This is a genomic window from Caballeronia sordidicola (assembly GCF_002220365.1).
In the GTDB taxonomy this organism is placed as follows: Bacteria; Pseudomonadota; Gammaproteobacteria; order Burkholderiales; family Burkholderiaceae; genus Caballeronia; species Caballeronia sordidicola_C.
Window position 1 is genome coordinate 211,172 of record NZ_MTHB01000256.1, and the last position, 14,878, is coordinate 226,049.

The window sequence follows — 14,878 nt, forward strand, 5'->3', positions numbered from 1 at the left end:
ATTCGTTTATACGGCATCCTGACCAAGACCGATCAGGTGCTGGTCGACATCGAGAGATCCCGAAGACTTCCTGTCAATGTTTCAATGACGACTTCCCGTAACCGCGCTGCGGCGGGCTGCAATGATCGTCCACCGTCATGCAGCGAGACGCTCAATGTAGGAGGTGCTACCGCCGGCAACCCCATCGCGTCGCCTACCGTCTGCAAACAATTCGGTAAGCCGACTGTCGTGCGCAGCGTCACGCCCAGCCCAGCTTCAACAGCGGCCCATAGCCCGTGAAGACTAGGACTGGTGAATGCAATACGCCAAGGTAGACCGGCATCGTCCAGTGCGGCAAGCGCGCGTTGACGAAAGAAGCATGGGGTCTGGTACATCACGAGCGAGATGGGCTCGCCGGGCGCCCACAGCCTCTCAAAGGATACCGGCCCGATCCAGGCCAACGGCAACACGCCCACCAGTTCGGCATCACTGCGTGCCTCATTACCGAGCGCAACGACGAGATCCAACTCGTCCTTGTCGAGGCTCTCCAGCAGGTGCCGGTTCCGATCTACAACTGCTTCGATCCGCACCGCTGGATGCGCGCGTTTGAAGCGGCCGAGAACCTCAGGCAACCAGGCTTCCGCGAAATCGGCAGGAAGACCGATACGCACGATTCCATCGATGGTGAAGCCGCGAACGGCGGAGACCGCTTCGTCGTTGAGATCCAGAATTCGACGGGCGTAGGCCAGTACCAATTCACCCGCCGAAGTGAGCGCGAGACCCCGTCCTTGCTTCTGGAAAAGCGGCTCGCCAACCTGCGCTTCGATCTTGCGAATCTGCTGGCTGATCGCCGACTGCGAACGGCCGAGTCGATCCGCTGCCCGATTGAAGCTGCCCAGTTCGTGAGCGATCACCAACGTGCGAAGCACGTCCATATCAAGATTCACGCGGACCATAGTTCAGTTTTTCGAAGGCGTTGAATAAGAATTATCGAATTTTCTTATTATTCTAAAGCGCTTAGTGTCTGCACATTCAGATTTCTACGGGATGGGCCGCGTGACACCACAGACCGTACGCCTCTATGGCGTGTCAATCGCAACTGCCAAAGTCGGCACGGGCTTCTTCTTCCTGATCAACACCTGGCTAGTCATCGGCATTACGGGTCGGCCCTCGAGTGCAGCAATCACGCTTGTGATGACGGTCCTCCCGGGCGTGCTGCTGTCACCGTTCATTGGTGTGGCATTGGACCGGTGTCAGCCGGCACGCCTTGCCTGCCAGGCGGACCTTTTCCGCTGGATCGTACTGGCGGGCTACGGCCTTCTTTATGCCGCAGGTCGGGCGACGGCCCCAACCGCCTATGCGGTCAGCTTTCTTATTGCGTTCGGAAATGAAATCCAGGTCCTGTCGTGGCGGACGGCCGTTGCGCGGGAGGCCTCGCCCGACGAATTGTTTCGTCTGAACGCGTTGACCGTGGTCACGGGGCAATCCGGCCAGATCCTGGGTGCCGCCGCGTCCGGCATCGTGCTCGCGGCCATCGGTGCGGCCGCTACGGTCGGTGTCGCCAGCATGACCTATCTACTCGCCGCGCTCTCCGGTTTTGTCGTCGCGCGGCGAATGCGCGCGGTCGAGTTCGACCCGCACGCATCCGGGAGCGGTGCGAAGAAACATCTGAACGATTTGCGCGCGGGCATGCGTCATATAGCAGAGCGCCCGGAGATCGCGTTTTTCTACGGGCTCATGCTCGCAAACATGACGGTCATCTTCGGCATCAATGCCATGCTGGCGCCGTTCGTGCGCGAGGAGCTTCGTCTTGGCGCCGACGCTTTCGGGAAGATCGATGCGGGCTATGCGCTCGGCGCGATCGTCAGCGGTCTCGTCATTGTTCGGCTCGCGGACCGATTTGGTCGGCGCACCATCCTTGTACTGGGATTTCTTGTCGCTGCGTCCAGTCTGCTTGCCTTTGCGCAATGCCGCGGATTGCTCGCCGCATTCGTGACCTATGTCGGACTAGGCGTGAGTTTTCAGAGCAGCGTCATTGCGCTCAGTGCCGCGCAGCGGGCAACCGATCCGCACTATCAGGGGCGCGTGAACGCAAGCTTCAACGTGCTCAACGGCGCTGCCGGCCTCCTCATTTACGGCATCGTCGCGATAAGCGCCGGACATCATCTCTATCGCCAGCTTTACGTCTGCCAGGCAGCGACGATGCTGATCCTCATTCCGATCGTCGTCCTGGCGAGCCGGCGACACCGCATCAACCAGTTCCTGGTACGCGACGACCAGGCGCCTTCGCTGAATTTTCGGTCGACTCTGATGCCGGCCTGCCAGCAAGGCGTCGGACGGAGCTAAACACTTTCGTTCGAATTCCTTATGAGATTTTAAAAAGATGAAAAGAAACACTACGCTAAGAACCGCCCTGATCGGCGCATTGTGTTTGACCGGCGTGCTGTTGGCCACGCTGGCGAGACCGGCGGATCAAACCACCCGCCAGGGCGCCTTGGCGGGGACTTGGTCCCTTGTGGCTGCCGACGTCATTCGGCCCGATGGCACGCGAGCCCGGGACTACGGCGCCGCTCCGAGCGGATTGCTCATGATCGACAGTCAAGGTCGCTACTCGCTGCAGATATTCAAGGCCGAACGGCCGCGCTTTGCATCCGGCAACAAGCTGACTGGGACAGCGGTCGAATTCGAGGCGGCCGCGCTCGGCTCCAGCACGCATTTCGGTACGGTCAATGTCGATCAGGCTGAAAATACGATTACGTTTTCCGTCCAGGGCGCTTCTTTTCCCAACTGGGAGGGAGAGCGCCAGATCCGGCGTTACGAACTAAGAGGGGACGAACTGAGCTATCGCCTGGCCCCTCGGCCGGATGGCGACGTGCCGATCTCAATCTGGAAGCGGATGCGCTAGAACTTGTTTTTATTGATGACCTGCGCCACGGAATGTCCAGATCGTTCACGTAAATATGCACGGACCAGGTTGCCAAGCTCCGCCTTTAGTGCGGACGACCCGAGTTCACCGTGCCGCGCGGCGGCATGGACCACCCCTTCAACGGCAGCCGCGAGCACACGTCCTGCGACGTCGTCTCGCGCTCTATTGCGCTTACTCGAACTTGCTACGATCACGGCGCGGTATCGTCGCTGATATTCCTTTTCAAATGCATCGTCATTCGAACGCCCAGCAAGCGGTACTTCGTCAAGCAAGACTCGATGCAACGCATGATCGACCGAGTGCGCCGCGATAACACCATCGATCAGGCGCGCCACGCGCTGGTCGAGCGTATCCGATTCATTCCAGTCGCCTGAAATGGACAACGCGGCGAGCACGGCGTCGAGATGACACTGCCGGATTGCCTCGGCAAGCGCGAGTTTGTTCGGAAAATACTGATAGAGCGACCCGACGCTCACGCCAGCAACCACGGCCACTTCGTTGGTCGTGAAATCCGCCCAGCCCCGCTGCCCCAGAACGCGAGTCGCCGCTTCAATAATGGTGTCCACCATCGCTCGCGAACGCTGCTGCCGTGGCGATTTGCGCATGGTCTTGGAGTGCGGAGGAATGCGAGTATCCAAAATTAAGGCTCCACGTCAAAATGCGAATATACGCTCGCGTTCTAGCGAAAGGTGAAAAGCGCACATTTTCTGCTTCAATCCGAGGACCAGATGATGATCGCGCAGCCTCCACTATCCCGTGAGTAGAATCAAACACCACGTTCCAATCACCATCTGGGGAAACGGCAATGAGTGCACAGGCGCTTTTGATCTCTCTGTTTCAATACAAGGCTTGGGCTGACGAAGAGCTGATTGCAGGGTTGACCCAACTTGGCAATGGGACACCTCACGCCGAGTACTACACGGCGGTCCGCATCCTCAATCACGCCCATATTGTCGATCGAATTTTCGTCGCTAATCTTCAGCGTATGAGGCATGCCTATGCAACAACGGGCACTGACGAAGTACCGCAACCGGAAGATCTCTTCAATGCAATCAAAAAAACGGATCAATGGTATATCGAGTACGTCGCCCGTTTGGGCAGAACGCAATTCAATGAAGCGATTGAGTTCCCGTTTACAGACGGGACGCCTGGTCAAATGTCGCGCGAGGAAATGCTCGGGCATGTCATTGCCCACAGCGGATATCATCGTGGCGAAGTGGGTCGAATCATGACTCAACTAACCACATCATCACCGCGTGACACCTTTACGGGCTATCTTCACGAAGTCGAGCCTGCGCGTCGCGAACGGATGCGCTAATTAGCGGCAAGCAAAGCGAATTCAAATCCGTTCGCTTGCAACTGCTTGCGCAAGTTGCAGCGCCAGCGGCGTCAGCGGTTCACCACCCGCGCTGGAATGAATGCCCAGACCAGAAAGGCGGACAGGGTCAGCGAACCGGCAACCAGGTACAAGCCGGACGACAGCGTGCCGGTCTGGCCTTTCAGCCAGCCAATAACGGTCGGACTGACGAACCCGGCCAGATTCGCGGTCGAATTGATCAGCGCGATACCGGCGGCGGCGCCTACACCGCCCAGAAACGACGTGGGTAAAGCCCAAAACATAGGTAAGGCGCTGATGATGCCGACCGCCGCCATCGTCAGCCCCAGCATCGACAGCACCGAACTGCCTCCCACGTTGGCACACAGCACGAAGCCGCAGGCAGCGAACAGGGTGGGCACGACCACGTGCCAGCGTCGTTCGCACCGCTTGTCCGCGCTGCGGCCAATCAGCAGCATGCCAACCAGCGCAGCCGTGTAGGGGATCATCGTCATGAAGCCGATCAGCGCCGGACTCTTGATGCCGGTGCCCTTGATGATGGTCGGTTGCCAGAAGCTCAGTGCATACGAGCCCATGATGATGCCGAACAGGATCAGCGAGAGCAGCCAGACGCGGGCGGAGCAGAACACCTGGCTTACCGAACCATGTGTCCTGGTTTTGCCTTCCATGTCGAGATCGAACTGAACTCGTGCGCGGTCCTCGGCGCTGAGCCATGTTGCGTGCGCCACCTTGTCGTTGAGCCGGCGGTAGACCATTACGCCGAGCAGAATGCCCGGCAAGGCTTCAAGGATGAACAACCACTGCCAGCCATGCATGCCAGCGATGCCGGCCGTCGCTGTCATGATGTAGCCTGACAATGGGCCTCCCAGGATGCCCGACACGGGATTGCCCGCGCTCAGCAACGCCACCATCCGGCCGCGTCTGTGCGACGGGAACCAATAGGTCAGATAGAGCAGCATGCCCGGATAGAAGCCGGCTTCGGCAATGCCAAGGAGAAAGCGGAGGAGGTAGAAATGCATCGGTGTACTAACCCAGGCGGTACACATCGAAAGCACCGCCCAGGTGATCATGATGCGGGCAATCCAACGCCGCGCGCCGAGCTTGTGCAACAGCAGGTTGCTGGGCACTTCGAAGAAAAAATAGCCGATGAAAAACATGCCGGCGTCAAGACCATATACCGTCTCGCTGAACTGTAGATCGTTCAGCATTTGCAGTTTGGCGAAGCCGACATTGACGCGGTCCAGATAGGCCACCACGTAGCAGGCAAGCAGCAACGGCAGGAAGCGCCAGGCGATGCGCGTATAGACCGCGTCGGCGGCCTCGGTCACGCTGGCGCCAGCCGCCACGCTGTGAGGGTGGGTATTCAAGGGGTGTCTCCGATTTGTCGATTGCGATCGAGGCGGCATCTGTGCTCGCAGTGTCACTTTTTCAGAGCGTTAGAAGAAGCACCTTCCGGTGCGTTTAGACCATAAAATATTTTTTGTCTGGGTGATCTTCATCGGTTAAGCTAAAACGATGAATACCGAATATCTGGAAAGCTTTGTGGCTGCCGTCGATTGCGGCTCGCTGGCGGAAGCGGCGCGTCGCCTTGACGTGACGGCGGCCGCGCTGGCGGCCCGCGTCCATGCTCTGGAAACGGACCTCGATATGCAGTTGCTCAAGCGTGCGGGTCGGGTGGTCAAGGCGACAGAAGCCGGCCTCAAGATTCTCGAACCGGCGCGCGCGCTGTTGCGCGACGAGCGCAACCTGCGTGTTATTGCGAGCGACGGTGCGCGGGTCGGCGAGTTGCGGCTTGGCGCCTTCGTTTCCGCTCTCACCAACGTCCTGCCGCCCGTGCTCAAAAACCTCTATGCGCGCTACCCGGAGTTGGCTTTGTTCATCACCCCGGGCGCATCCATCGAGCTATGCCGCAAGGTAGGCAGCGGCGAGCTTGACGCGGCGGTAGTGGTCGAGCCGCAGTTCGCCATTCGAAAGACCTGCGAATGGCGCCCCTTCCTGGATGAACCGCTGGTGGTCGTGGCGCCGGCCGCGATGGCCGGCCGCGACGCGCACGAGGTGCTGCGCAACGAGCCATTCATTCGCTACGAGCGCTCGGTGCTGGGCGGTCAGTTGGCCGATCGCTACCTGCGCGATCATCAGATCCATCCCCATCAGCGGCTCGAGATAGACGGTCTTCTGGCGATCGCCGCGCTGGTCGACCAGGGTATCGGCGTATCGCTTCTGCCGGACTGGGTGTCGCTCTGGTCGAGTGGCATGTCGCTGGCGCGGCTGCCGTTACCGGGCCGCGCGCCGGTGCGACGCAGCGGCTTGATCTGGGCAAGCAACGGCCCGCACGCGCCCCTGGCTCGCGATTTTTTTCAGGAGGCGCAGGCGATTTTCCGTACTGTACGGCCCGTGTCTCGGGGTACGACACGCGGTAGCTAGCCCTTCGGCGTCGTTTCGAGCGGTGCTGCACACATGCTTTGCGGGACAACGTTCAGGTTCATCATGGAAGAGGCCGGACGACAAAAATACCTGTTCCGGATGTATTCAAACAACCGACACCTGGCATCTCGCGATCCTGCCGGCATCTGAGCCACGATAGATCGCTCAGCTTTGCGTTGATATTGGCGATGCAGAGGGTCGGGCAGGCTGCGGCCGAGCAGCGAGTTCACCGCGTTGCGCGCAAGCGGTTAATGCGATGCGGTCGGGCATGTCACGGATCGCCGCCCAAGCCCTTTGTAGAAGACAGCTTACGGTGACCTAATGCACTACACGCCACGTTTTTAATCCCCATCGAGACACGGGTTTACCCTCTCATTCTAAAATTTATACTTAGTAATACGGAGTGTTTGACGCAAGATGCATGGACCTTTTGCGCTATTCGTTTCTACTACGGGTTTTCCATGCAGGATTGGATCTTCACCCGGTCATTAAACTTTTCCCCGAAAAGGCCGTTATTAGACTGAGGATTACTGTCGGGCTCGGTGCGATTGGCCTTTGAGCAACGCACTTTTCCCGCCAGGCGGCGATCACCACGTTTGTCATCGTGTCCTCAGCAATCCGCTTGCAATGCTGAAAGAAAGCCCCGGTGGCGAACATAATCTCGGCCGCACGGTTGTCTTGCGGGCGCGACAACGCTTGAGCTTCCGCCTCGCAAGACATTGCAGCAGGCCGGGCTGAATCCTAGAAGACAGAAGCGGACCATGGCTTTGCCGGTTGAATGAGCACGGGACGAAACCGCTCTTCACGAGATGCGGCAACCGCCGCGCGACGTGCGGAACCCACCGCAACGAGGAGGGCACTCGTCTTCGTGCTCGATTCCATTGGTTTATCAACGAAAGTTGGGGCGGCTGCTAGCGTCAAGATAGTGCTGAGTTCATTAGTCGGGCACCTCCGTTGACAAACGTCCCGCGCGCTGGTGACTTGTACTGACAAGAACGGCGGCCATGCAGAACCGGAGCAGGCATCATGAGTCTCGTTACACGAAACCTGGATAACACGGACAGTCGCATCGAATTGACAGCTCAGGGAGTAATGGCCGCTCAGATCATCCGCCTGCGTCGGCTAGATGCGAAGGTGCGCCCCGCGCTTCGGCGTCTGCTCGAAGCCTACGTGCTGTTCCCGCTTTTTGCGGCGATGCTGCTCGTGCTCGCGTGGACGGCCGTCATTCATCTGGTCACTGTAGAACATGCGGTTGCGCGGGGTTCCGCGGCGGAATTGAGTCGCGAACTCGCCGATACCTACGAAGCGCAATTGGTGCGTGATCTCGTCGCCATAGACCAGGCGCTCAAGACGGTCAAGTATGTGTACGAGACGAGGGGGAGCGTGCGGTTGTCAGAGCTGCAGGACCAGGGCCTGCTGCCGTTTGCGATCGTGTTCAAGGTGGCAGTCACTGACAGCGATGGCCGTTTGCGCGATGCGACCCGGGTGCAGGCGCCCGCAACCGTGCTGGACCAGCCGTATTTCACCGTGCAGCGTGATCGCACCAATGACAGTCCGGCGCCGTTCGTAAGCGGGGTTACTCGCAACGCCACGACTGGCGTCCCGGAAATTATCTTCAGCCGGCGGCTCAAGAACGCAGCAGGAGAATTTGCCGGGATCGTGATGCTCTCCGTGAGCCCCGGCTATTTCACGAACAGCTACGACCACTCGCGCATGGGCAACGAAGGCGTGTTGGCGCTGCTCGGCACGGACGGCGTAATGCGTGCCGAGCAGGTGGGCGATCGGTCCTCTTGGGGCGCCATCCTCTCGACGACAGCCATGCGGGTCGCCGAAGAATCGTCCGACCTGTCCGACCTTCCGGGTGTGCAGCCCTGGGATCACGGTGTGCGCCGTTATACCAACCTGCGCCAGTTGCAGGGCTTCCCGCTCATCGCCATAGTCGGTCTCGCTCAGGAAGAACAACTTGCGCCGTTCCGGAGTCACCGGCGCGCTTACGTGCTGTGGGCAAGCTTGGGCAGTGTCGCGCTGGTCCTGCTGGCGGCCGCACTGAGCCGTTCGAGCTGGCAGCTCACTGTAAGCCGGCGGCGTGCACGGCGGGCTCAGCAAACCTACTACGCTGCATCCGAAGCCAGTCTCGATGCCTTTTTTGTACTTCGCAGCGAACTCGACGCGAGCGGCAACGTTATCGGCTTCGTCGTGCAAGATACGAACCGGCGCGGTTTCGACTTGTCCGGGCTACCACGTGACGGTTTGATCGGTTGCTCACTGGACCTCGCGTTTCCTCGATCCCGCAACGACGGCATGCTTGATGAGTTTGCAAGCGTCGCGAGGACTGGCGTGGTCGAGGAGCACGAATGGGTCCACGAGCGCCCGCACGCCTCGTCGATTTGGTTGCATCGGCAGGTCGTCCGCGTGGAAGACGGCGTGGTAGTGATGATGCGCGACATCAGTTCCCGGAAACACGCCGAAGTCCGGCGCGCGGACCAAAATCGGGTGCTGGAAATGATCGCCACCAGCACACCACTGCCAGAAGTGCTGTCCTCTATGATCCAGCTTCTTGAGTCGCAGATCACAGGGGCGGTGTGTGCCGCCTTGCTGTGTGATGACGACGGCCGGCATTTTAAATTGGGCGCTGCGCCCAGCTTGCCCGAGCGCTATGGTAAGCAGATACGCGGCTCGTTGATTGGCCCGGATGCGGGACCGAGCGGTCGTGCGGTCCATTGGCGCCGGCCGGTGTATGTACCTGACGTAACGCAGGATGCACACCTGAGTGTTCAGATGCAAAGCTGCGGCGTGCATGGCTACGGCGCATGCTGGGCGCAGCCCATTCTGTCGCATGACGGTTGCGCGCTAGGTGTACTGACGATGTTCGTACGGCATTCCCATGAGCCGACATCGGACGAGGGGCAGGCCATTGCAATGGCGACGCGCATTTCCGGCATCGCGATCGAGCGCAGCCAGGCCGAGCAACGCATCCGCCACATGGCGAATCACGACGCGCTAACGGGCCTTCCCAATCGTACCTTGCTCGCTGATCGTCTGAATCAGGTCTTGCTGCACGCGCAACGTTATCAGCGCGGCGTGACGGTGGTATTCATCGACCTCGACAATTTCAAGCTGATCAACGACAGCCTCGGTCATCGCGCGGGTGACAACCTGTTGAAGATTGTGGCTGAGCGCATGGTGCGGTGCGTACGGCGCACCGATACTGTGGTGCGCCTCGGTGGCGACGAGTTTGTCGTCGTTCTGTTTGACCAGGCACAGGAGGGAGTAGGTATCACGCAGACCATCGAAAAGATTCGCGATGCGATCCGCGAGCCGGTCAAGCTGAACGATCAGAATTTTCAGGTGACGTGCAGCATGGGCCTCGCGAGCTATCCCAACGACGGCCTTGACGCCGATACGCTGCTGATGAACGCCGACGCTGCGATGTATCGCGCAAAAGAGATGGGCCGCAACAACTACCAGTTGTATACGTCCGAAATAAACATCAAGGTGCACGAGAAGCTGCGACTCCAGGAGCAGTTGCGGCACGCGCTCGCGAACGAGGAATTTCGTTTGGTGTATCAGCCTCAGGTCGATTTGCAAACCGAGAAGATCTTTGGCGTGGAAGCGCTGTTACGCTGGGATCACCCGACAGAAGGGCTGGTCTCCCCAACGACATTCATTCCGCTTGCGGAGGAAACAGGGCTGATTGTGTCGATCGGCGACTGGGTGCTACATACGGCCTGCCGCCAGAACAAGGCCTGGCAGGATGCAGGCATGGCGCCCATGACCATTTCTGTCAACGTTTCGGCGCGGCAGTTCCTGCAGAAGGATTGGGTGGGGCGGGTAGCGCATGCGCTGGCAGTGTGCGGGCTCGATGCACAGTATCTCGAACTCGAGCTCACCGAGAGTCTCATCATGCAGGATCTCGATGGGGCCATTGCTATCATGACGCAGTTGCAGGCCATGGGCGTGCGCCTGTCTATCGACGACTTCGGCACTGGCTATTCCAGCTTAAGCGCGTTGAAACACTTCCCGATCGTGCGCTTGAAAATAGACCAGTCGTTTGTGCGTGAACTACCTGACGGCGAGGATAACCGCGCCATCGCGCGGGCTGTCATCTCGCTCGGACGGCAATTGAATCTCAAGGTCATTGCCGAAGGCGTTGAAACGGAGAAGCAACTTAATTTCCTGCGTGACAACGACTGTCACGAAATCCAGGGTTATCACTACAGCAAGCCGGTTACGCCGCGCGAGCTGGAACAATTACTGAGGGAACCTTTCGCTTGGCCCGCGCAGGGGGGTGTTTAGTCCGCACCTCGCTGGCTCACAAGCCGCCAGCGCTACAGGGTCCCCTCAAATCGCGCGAATTCAATCCAGTTCGGGTTTTTGCCGACCGGATAGTGTTCGAGCGCCGTGAGCGCACCGGTTTGCTTGTCGATGCGATACACACTCATCTGAGTTGACAATTGTCCTACTGCCAGCAGATAGTTTCCCGATGGATCGATATTGAATCCACGCGGCTGTTTCTCAGTCGGCCATGTGCCAATTCGCGTAAGCGTGCCCGTTTTCTTGTCGATGCGAAACGAGGCAAGCGTGCTCGAGGTCCGTTCCGATGCAAACAGGAAGCGGCCGTCCGGCGTCAGATGAACATCAGCACCCCAAGGCTTGTCGCCAGAAAAATCCGCCGGGACGATCGAGACGGTTTGCACCGGCTTGGCTGTGTCGTTCGCGGCATCGAAGGCAAGGACATGGAGCTTGCCGTCTAGCTCATCGATCAGATAGGTGAACCGATGATCCGGCGAGAAGACGAAATGGCGGGGGCCGGATTTCGGCGGTAGTGCATAGGCCGGCACTGCGTCCTGCGTGAGTTGGCCGGTCACTGCATCGAATTTCAGTCGCAACCACGCGTCGGAGCCGAGAACAGAGGCAAATACATAGCGGTTATCAGGAGCGCTCCTGATTGCATGGGCCATCGGCCCCGTTGGAATGACCTGCTGCGGGTCGCCGGCTAGACCGCTCGCGTCAATGCGATTCAACGAAAGCAGGTTGCCGCCGTACGAGGCGGAGAACAGATAGCGACCCGTGGCGTCGGTGGAGAGGTAAGCCATGCTCTCGGCCAACGACGAGGTCTTGAGCAGGATCAGGCGGCCGTCCAGCGGGTTGATCGCGAAACTCAGCACGCGATACGGCTTGGAGCGCAAGCCCGCATAGAGATGATGGTGGTCGGGGGAGAGCGCTAGCGGCATGGCGGTTCCACCAACCGGAAGCGTTTCGACCTTCGAAAGCGCGCCGCTCGATTGGTCTAGCCGGAACACCGAAATATCCTCGCTGTCGGCATTCGAAACATAGACGTAAGTTGCTGCCTGCGCCGCGTTCACAAGGGCGGCAAACGCGAATGCGCCCGCGATGGCACGCCAGATCATTTTTATTTTCATCGAAGGATCAAATTGAGTGAGGTGTTTGGTCTCAGCGGATAAATGAAGAATGGGCCGTGCCTTCGTGGATAGGCTTGATTCGCAGGTCCATTCTCAAGCTGCGTACACGTTCAATTGCGAGGCCGCCCGAAAGCGGCGTTCTGCTGACCGCCCCTTGCCCACCTGAGCAGCTGAGCGGCGCAGCCGTCCTGGTTTGCCGGCACGGCAATCAGACGTTGGTTCCGGCTGTTAAAGGAGCGCGCAGTTCGACGCGTTCGATCTTCCTGACGATGACCAGGTAGCTGAACACGGTGAAAAGCGCGTTGATGCCGACGAACACCAGCGCGCCGTTGAAGGATCCGGTCTTGGCCACGAGATAACCGATCACAATCGGCGTCACGATGCCTGCGACATTGCCGAACATGTTGAAGATCGAACCGGACAATCCAATTGCCTCCTTGGGCGATGTATCCGCGACCACCGCCCAACCGAGGGCGCCAATACCTTTTCCAAAGAAAGCCAGCGACATCAGCGCGACGACAACCCAGTCTGTCGTCACGTAATTGCACCCGATGATGCATACGGATAAAAGCATGCCGCCAACGATCGGGACCTTGCGCGCAATGGTCAGGGAGTGGCCGCGCCGGATCAGCGCATCCGAAAAGACCCCGCCGAGCACCCCTCCCGTAAAGCCACAGATAGCGGGCAATGAAGCAGTGAGTCCGGCTTGCAGAATGGTCATGCCCCGAGCCTGGACGAGGTAGATCGGAAACCACGTCAGGAAGAAGTAGGTCAGGACGTTGATGCAATATTGGGCCAGGTACACGCCAAGGAGCATGCGGTTCGACATCAGCTGGCGTACATAAAACCAGGTTCCTGGATGGCCCGCATCGGCATAGGCGGTCTTTCTTTGCGGATGAATCAGGCCACCGCCGTTCTCGATGTGCTCAAGTTCAGCCTGGTTGACGCGAGGATGGTCGCTCGGGCTTTTCATGACTTTGAGCCACGTCAGGGCAAGCACTATGCCTGTGGCACCCATGACCAGATAGACGTTTTGCCAGCCGAACGAGTGGGTGATCCACGCCATGAGCGGGGTGAAGATGACCGCGGCAAAATATTGGGCCGAGTTGAAAATGGCCGATGCGGTGCCGCGCTCAGCGGTGGGAAACCAGCTTGCAACCACCTTGGCGTTCGCAGGAAAGGCAGGTGCTTCGGCCATGCCCATCGCAAAGCGTAAAACGAACAATGCAATGACTGCCGCGCCTGCGCTGCCCGCAAGACCGATCGAACTTTGCAGCAGGGTGAAGAGCGACCAAAGGAAAATGCTTGCGGCATACATGCGGCGAGCGCCGAAACGGTCGAGCAGCCAGCCCGCCGGTAGCTGCGACAACACATAAGCCCAGCTGAATGCAGAGAAGATGTATCCCATGCGAATCGCGTCGAAGCCAAATTCGCTGCGCATCGCGGAGCCGGTGATCGAGAGGGTGGCGCGGTCGGCGTAGTTGAGTGTCGTGATGATAAAAATCATCAGCAAAATCAGGTACCGGACGTTCGTGCGCTTGGCGATGCCGGCAATGCTTGCAATGCGGCTTGATTGCATGATGTGTCTCCGATCGTTCTAGCTGGATAGCATTTGAATATCGATGCGCAGAACTGCCCGGGAAGGTGTGCGCCGAGGGCTGTCATGCCTGGTGACCGTGTCGGTCATTCGGCACTGACGCCGGAATCAATCCATCAATGCTTCGTTGCTTTTAAGAAAAGTGCGTGGGAGCGAATGCGTTCCCACGCACTTTTCGTTTCTCACTGCATGCTCGTACTTCATCAGCAGTTGCACCGCCTGGAGCGATCTGCTTAGCGTGCTATTGCGTGCTATTGCGTGCTATTGAGCGCCCAGTTTCTGGATGAGTACATCCAGTTGGGCCATTTCATCTTCGTCGAGGTCGGTGAGCGGCGCGCGAACCGGGCCTGCACTGTGGCCGACAAGCTTGGCGCCTGCCTTGACGATGCTCACCGCGTAACCGGCACGACGGTTGCGAATGGCGAGGTACGGCAGGAAGAATTCATCGAGCAGCTTGCCGACGGTTGCGTGATCGTCCGCTGAGATCGCACGATAGAAGTCCATGGCGGTCTTCGGAATGAAATTGAACACCGCCGACGAATACACCGGCACGCCGAGCGCTTTATACGCGGCTGCGTAGACTTCAGCGGTCGGCAGGCCGCCGAGGTACGAGAAGCGATCGCCCAGGCGGCGGCGGATCGTCACCATGTTCTCGATCTCGCCCACGCCGTCCTTGAAGCCGATCAGGTTGGGACAACGATCGGCCAGACGTTCCAGCACATCGGCGTTAAGCTTTGAGTTGGCGCGGTTGTAGACAATCACCCCGATGTTTTTCACCGCCTTGCACACCTGTTCAACGTGCGCGCCAATGCCTTCCGGACAGGCTTCCGTCAGGTAATGGGGCATCAGCAAAATACCGTTTGCTCCCAGGCGTTGCGCTTCCTGCGCGTACTCTATTGCTACGCGCGTCGGGCCGCCGGCGCCGGCGAGAATGGGCACTTTGCCCTTGCAGGTTTCAGTGGCAGTGCGGATTACGTTCGAGTAATCGCTTTTAGTCAGCGAAAAGAATTCGCCCGTACCACCTGCGGCGAACAGGGCGGTCGCGCCATAAGGCGCTAGCCATTCGAGGCGCTCAGCGTAGGTGTCGGCGCGGAAGTCGCCTTGCTCGTCAAAGTCGGTAACAGGGAAGGACAGCAGGCCATCCGACACGATTTGCTTGAGTTCTTGCGGTGTTGTCATGAGTAAACATCCGA

At 59.1% G+C, this 14,878-nt stretch carries 11 protein-coding genes; 5 read left to right on the plus strand and 6 right to left on the minus strand.

Going from position 1 to position 14,878, the window contains the following annotated elements:
• Positions 1 to 32: 32 nt before the first annotated feature.
• The gene (locus BSU04_RS36875) at positions 33 to 935 is read right to left on the minus strand and encodes a LysR substrate-binding domain-containing protein (protein ID WP_089165157.1); all 903 of its coding nucleotides are present in this window, start codon (positions 933 to 935) and stop codon (positions 33 to 35) included.
• Positions 936 to 1,035: 100 nt separating this feature from the next.
• Here BSU04_RS36875 and BSU04_RS36880 point away from each other — a divergent pair, with 100 nt between their 5' ends.
• Complete coding sequence (locus BSU04_RS36880) at positions 1,036 to 2,325, plus strand: MFS transporter (protein WP_179258565.1); 1,290 nt, start codon at positions 1,036 to 1,038, stop codon at positions 2,323 to 2,325.
• A 37-nt stretch (positions 2,326 to 2,362) separates the two neighbouring features.
• Positions 2,363 to 2,884: a lipocalin-like domain-containing protein gene (locus BSU04_RS36885; protein WP_089165159.1), complete on the plus strand. Its 522-nt coding sequence runs from the start codon at positions 2,363 to 2,365 to the stop codon at positions 2,882 to 2,884.
• Here the strand turns inward: BSU04_RS36885 and BSU04_RS36890 are convergent.
• Positions 2,881 to 3,543 (minus strand): TetR/AcrR family transcriptional regulator, encoded by a 663-nt coding sequence (locus BSU04_RS36890; RefSeq protein ID WP_256983731.1) that lies wholly within the window; start codon positions 3,541 to 3,543, stop codon positions 2,881 to 2,883. The genes BSU04_RS36885 and BSU04_RS36890 overlap by 4 nt on opposite strands.
• Positions 3,544 to 3,710: 167 nt before the next feature.
• On the opposite strand from BSU04_RS36890, the gene BSU04_RS36895 reads away from it, so the two are divergent.
• Positions 3,711 to 4,223 (plus strand): DinB family protein, encoded by a 513-nt coding sequence (locus BSU04_RS36895; protein WP_089165161.1) that lies wholly within the window; start codon positions 3,711 to 3,713, stop codon positions 4,221 to 4,223.
• A gap of 71 nt (positions 4,224 to 4,294) precedes the next feature.
• Here the strand turns inward: BSU04_RS36895 and BSU04_RS36900 are convergent, their stop codons facing one another.
• Positions 4,295 to 5,608, minus strand: a complete 1,314-nt coding sequence (locus tag BSU04_RS36900; protein WP_373452911.1) for an MFS transporter — start codon at positions 5,606 to 5,608, stop codon at positions 4,295 to 4,297.
• A gap of 148 nt (positions 5,609 to 5,756) precedes the next feature.
• Between BSU04_RS36900 and BSU04_RS36905 the strand changes: the two genes are divergently transcribed.
• The gene (locus BSU04_RS36905; protein WP_089165163.1) at positions 5,757 to 6,665 is read left to right on the plus strand and encodes a LysR substrate-binding domain-containing protein; all 909 of its coding nucleotides are present in this window, start codon (positions 5,757 to 5,759) and stop codon (positions 6,663 to 6,665) included.
• Between the two features lie 1,026 nt (positions 6,666 to 7,691).
• Entirely contained in the window at positions 7,692 to 10,961 is a 3,270-nt protein-coding gene (locus tag BSU04_RS48245) for a bifunctional diguanylate cyclase/phosphodiesterase (RefSeq protein ID WP_256983733.1), read from the plus strand.
• A 32-nt stretch (positions 10,962 to 10,993) separates the two neighbouring features.
• Here the strand turns inward: BSU04_RS48245 and BSU04_RS36920 are convergent, their stop codons facing one another.
• The 3 genes from BSU04_RS36920 to kdgD form a co-directional block, all read right to left on the minus strand.
• Positions 10,994 to 12,076 carry a lactonase family protein gene (locus tag BSU04_RS36920; protein WP_256983734.1) on the minus strand — a complete coding sequence of 361 codons (1,083 nt, stop codon included), beginning with the start codon at positions 12,074 to 12,076 and terminating at the stop codon, positions 10,994 to 10,996.
• Positions 12,077 to 12,296: 220 nt separating this feature from the next.
• Positions 12,297 to 13,667: an MFS transporter gene (locus BSU04_RS36925; RefSeq protein ID WP_089165166.1), complete on the minus strand. Its 1,371-nt coding sequence runs from the start codon at positions 13,665 to 13,667 to the stop codon at positions 12,297 to 12,299.
• 279 nt (positions 13,668 to 13,946) lie between these two features.
• Positions 13,947 to 14,864: a 5-dehydro-4-deoxyglucarate dehydratase gene (kdgD, locus tag BSU04_RS36930; protein WP_089165167.1), complete on the minus strand. Its 918-nt coding sequence runs from the start codon at positions 14,862 to 14,864 to the stop codon at positions 13,947 to 13,949.
• Positions 14,865 to 14,878 lie beyond the last annotated feature (14 nt).

What these genes read in the sequence shown, in the direction of transcription:
- BSU04_RS36920 (WP_256983734.1), bottom strand. Translation starts at nt 12,076, where the DNA reads ATGATCTGGCGTGCCATCGCGGGCGCATTCGCGTTTGCCGCCCTTGTG.
- BSU04_RS36895 (WP_089165161.1), top strand. Translation starts at nt 3,711, where the DNA reads ATGAGTGCACAGGCGCTTTTGATCTCTCTGTTTCAATACAAGGCTTGG.
- BSU04_RS36905 (WP_089165163.1), top strand. Translation starts at nt 5,757, where the DNA reads ATGAATACCGAATATCTGGAAAGCTTTGTGGCTGCCGTCGATTGCGGC.
- BSU04_RS48245 (WP_256983733.1), top strand. Translation starts at nt 7,692, where the DNA reads ATGAGTCTCGTTACACGAAACCTGGATAACACGGACAGTCGCATCGAA.
- kdgD (WP_089165167.1), bottom strand. Translation starts at nt 14,864, where the DNA reads ATGACAACACCGCAAGAACTCAAGCAAATCGTGTCGGATGGCCTGCTG.
- BSU04_RS36885 (WP_089165159.1), top strand. Translation starts at nt 2,363, where the DNA reads ATGAAAAGAAACACTACGCTAAGAACCGCCCTGATCGGCGCATTGTGT.
- BSU04_RS36875 (WP_089165157.1), bottom strand. Translation starts at nt 935, where the DNA reads ATGGTCCGCGTGAATCTTGATATGGACGTGCTTCGCACGTTGGTGATC.
- BSU04_RS36925 (WP_089165166.1), bottom strand. Translation starts at nt 13,667, where the DNA reads ATGCAATCAAGCCGCATTGCAAGCATTGCCGGCATCGCCAAGCGCACG.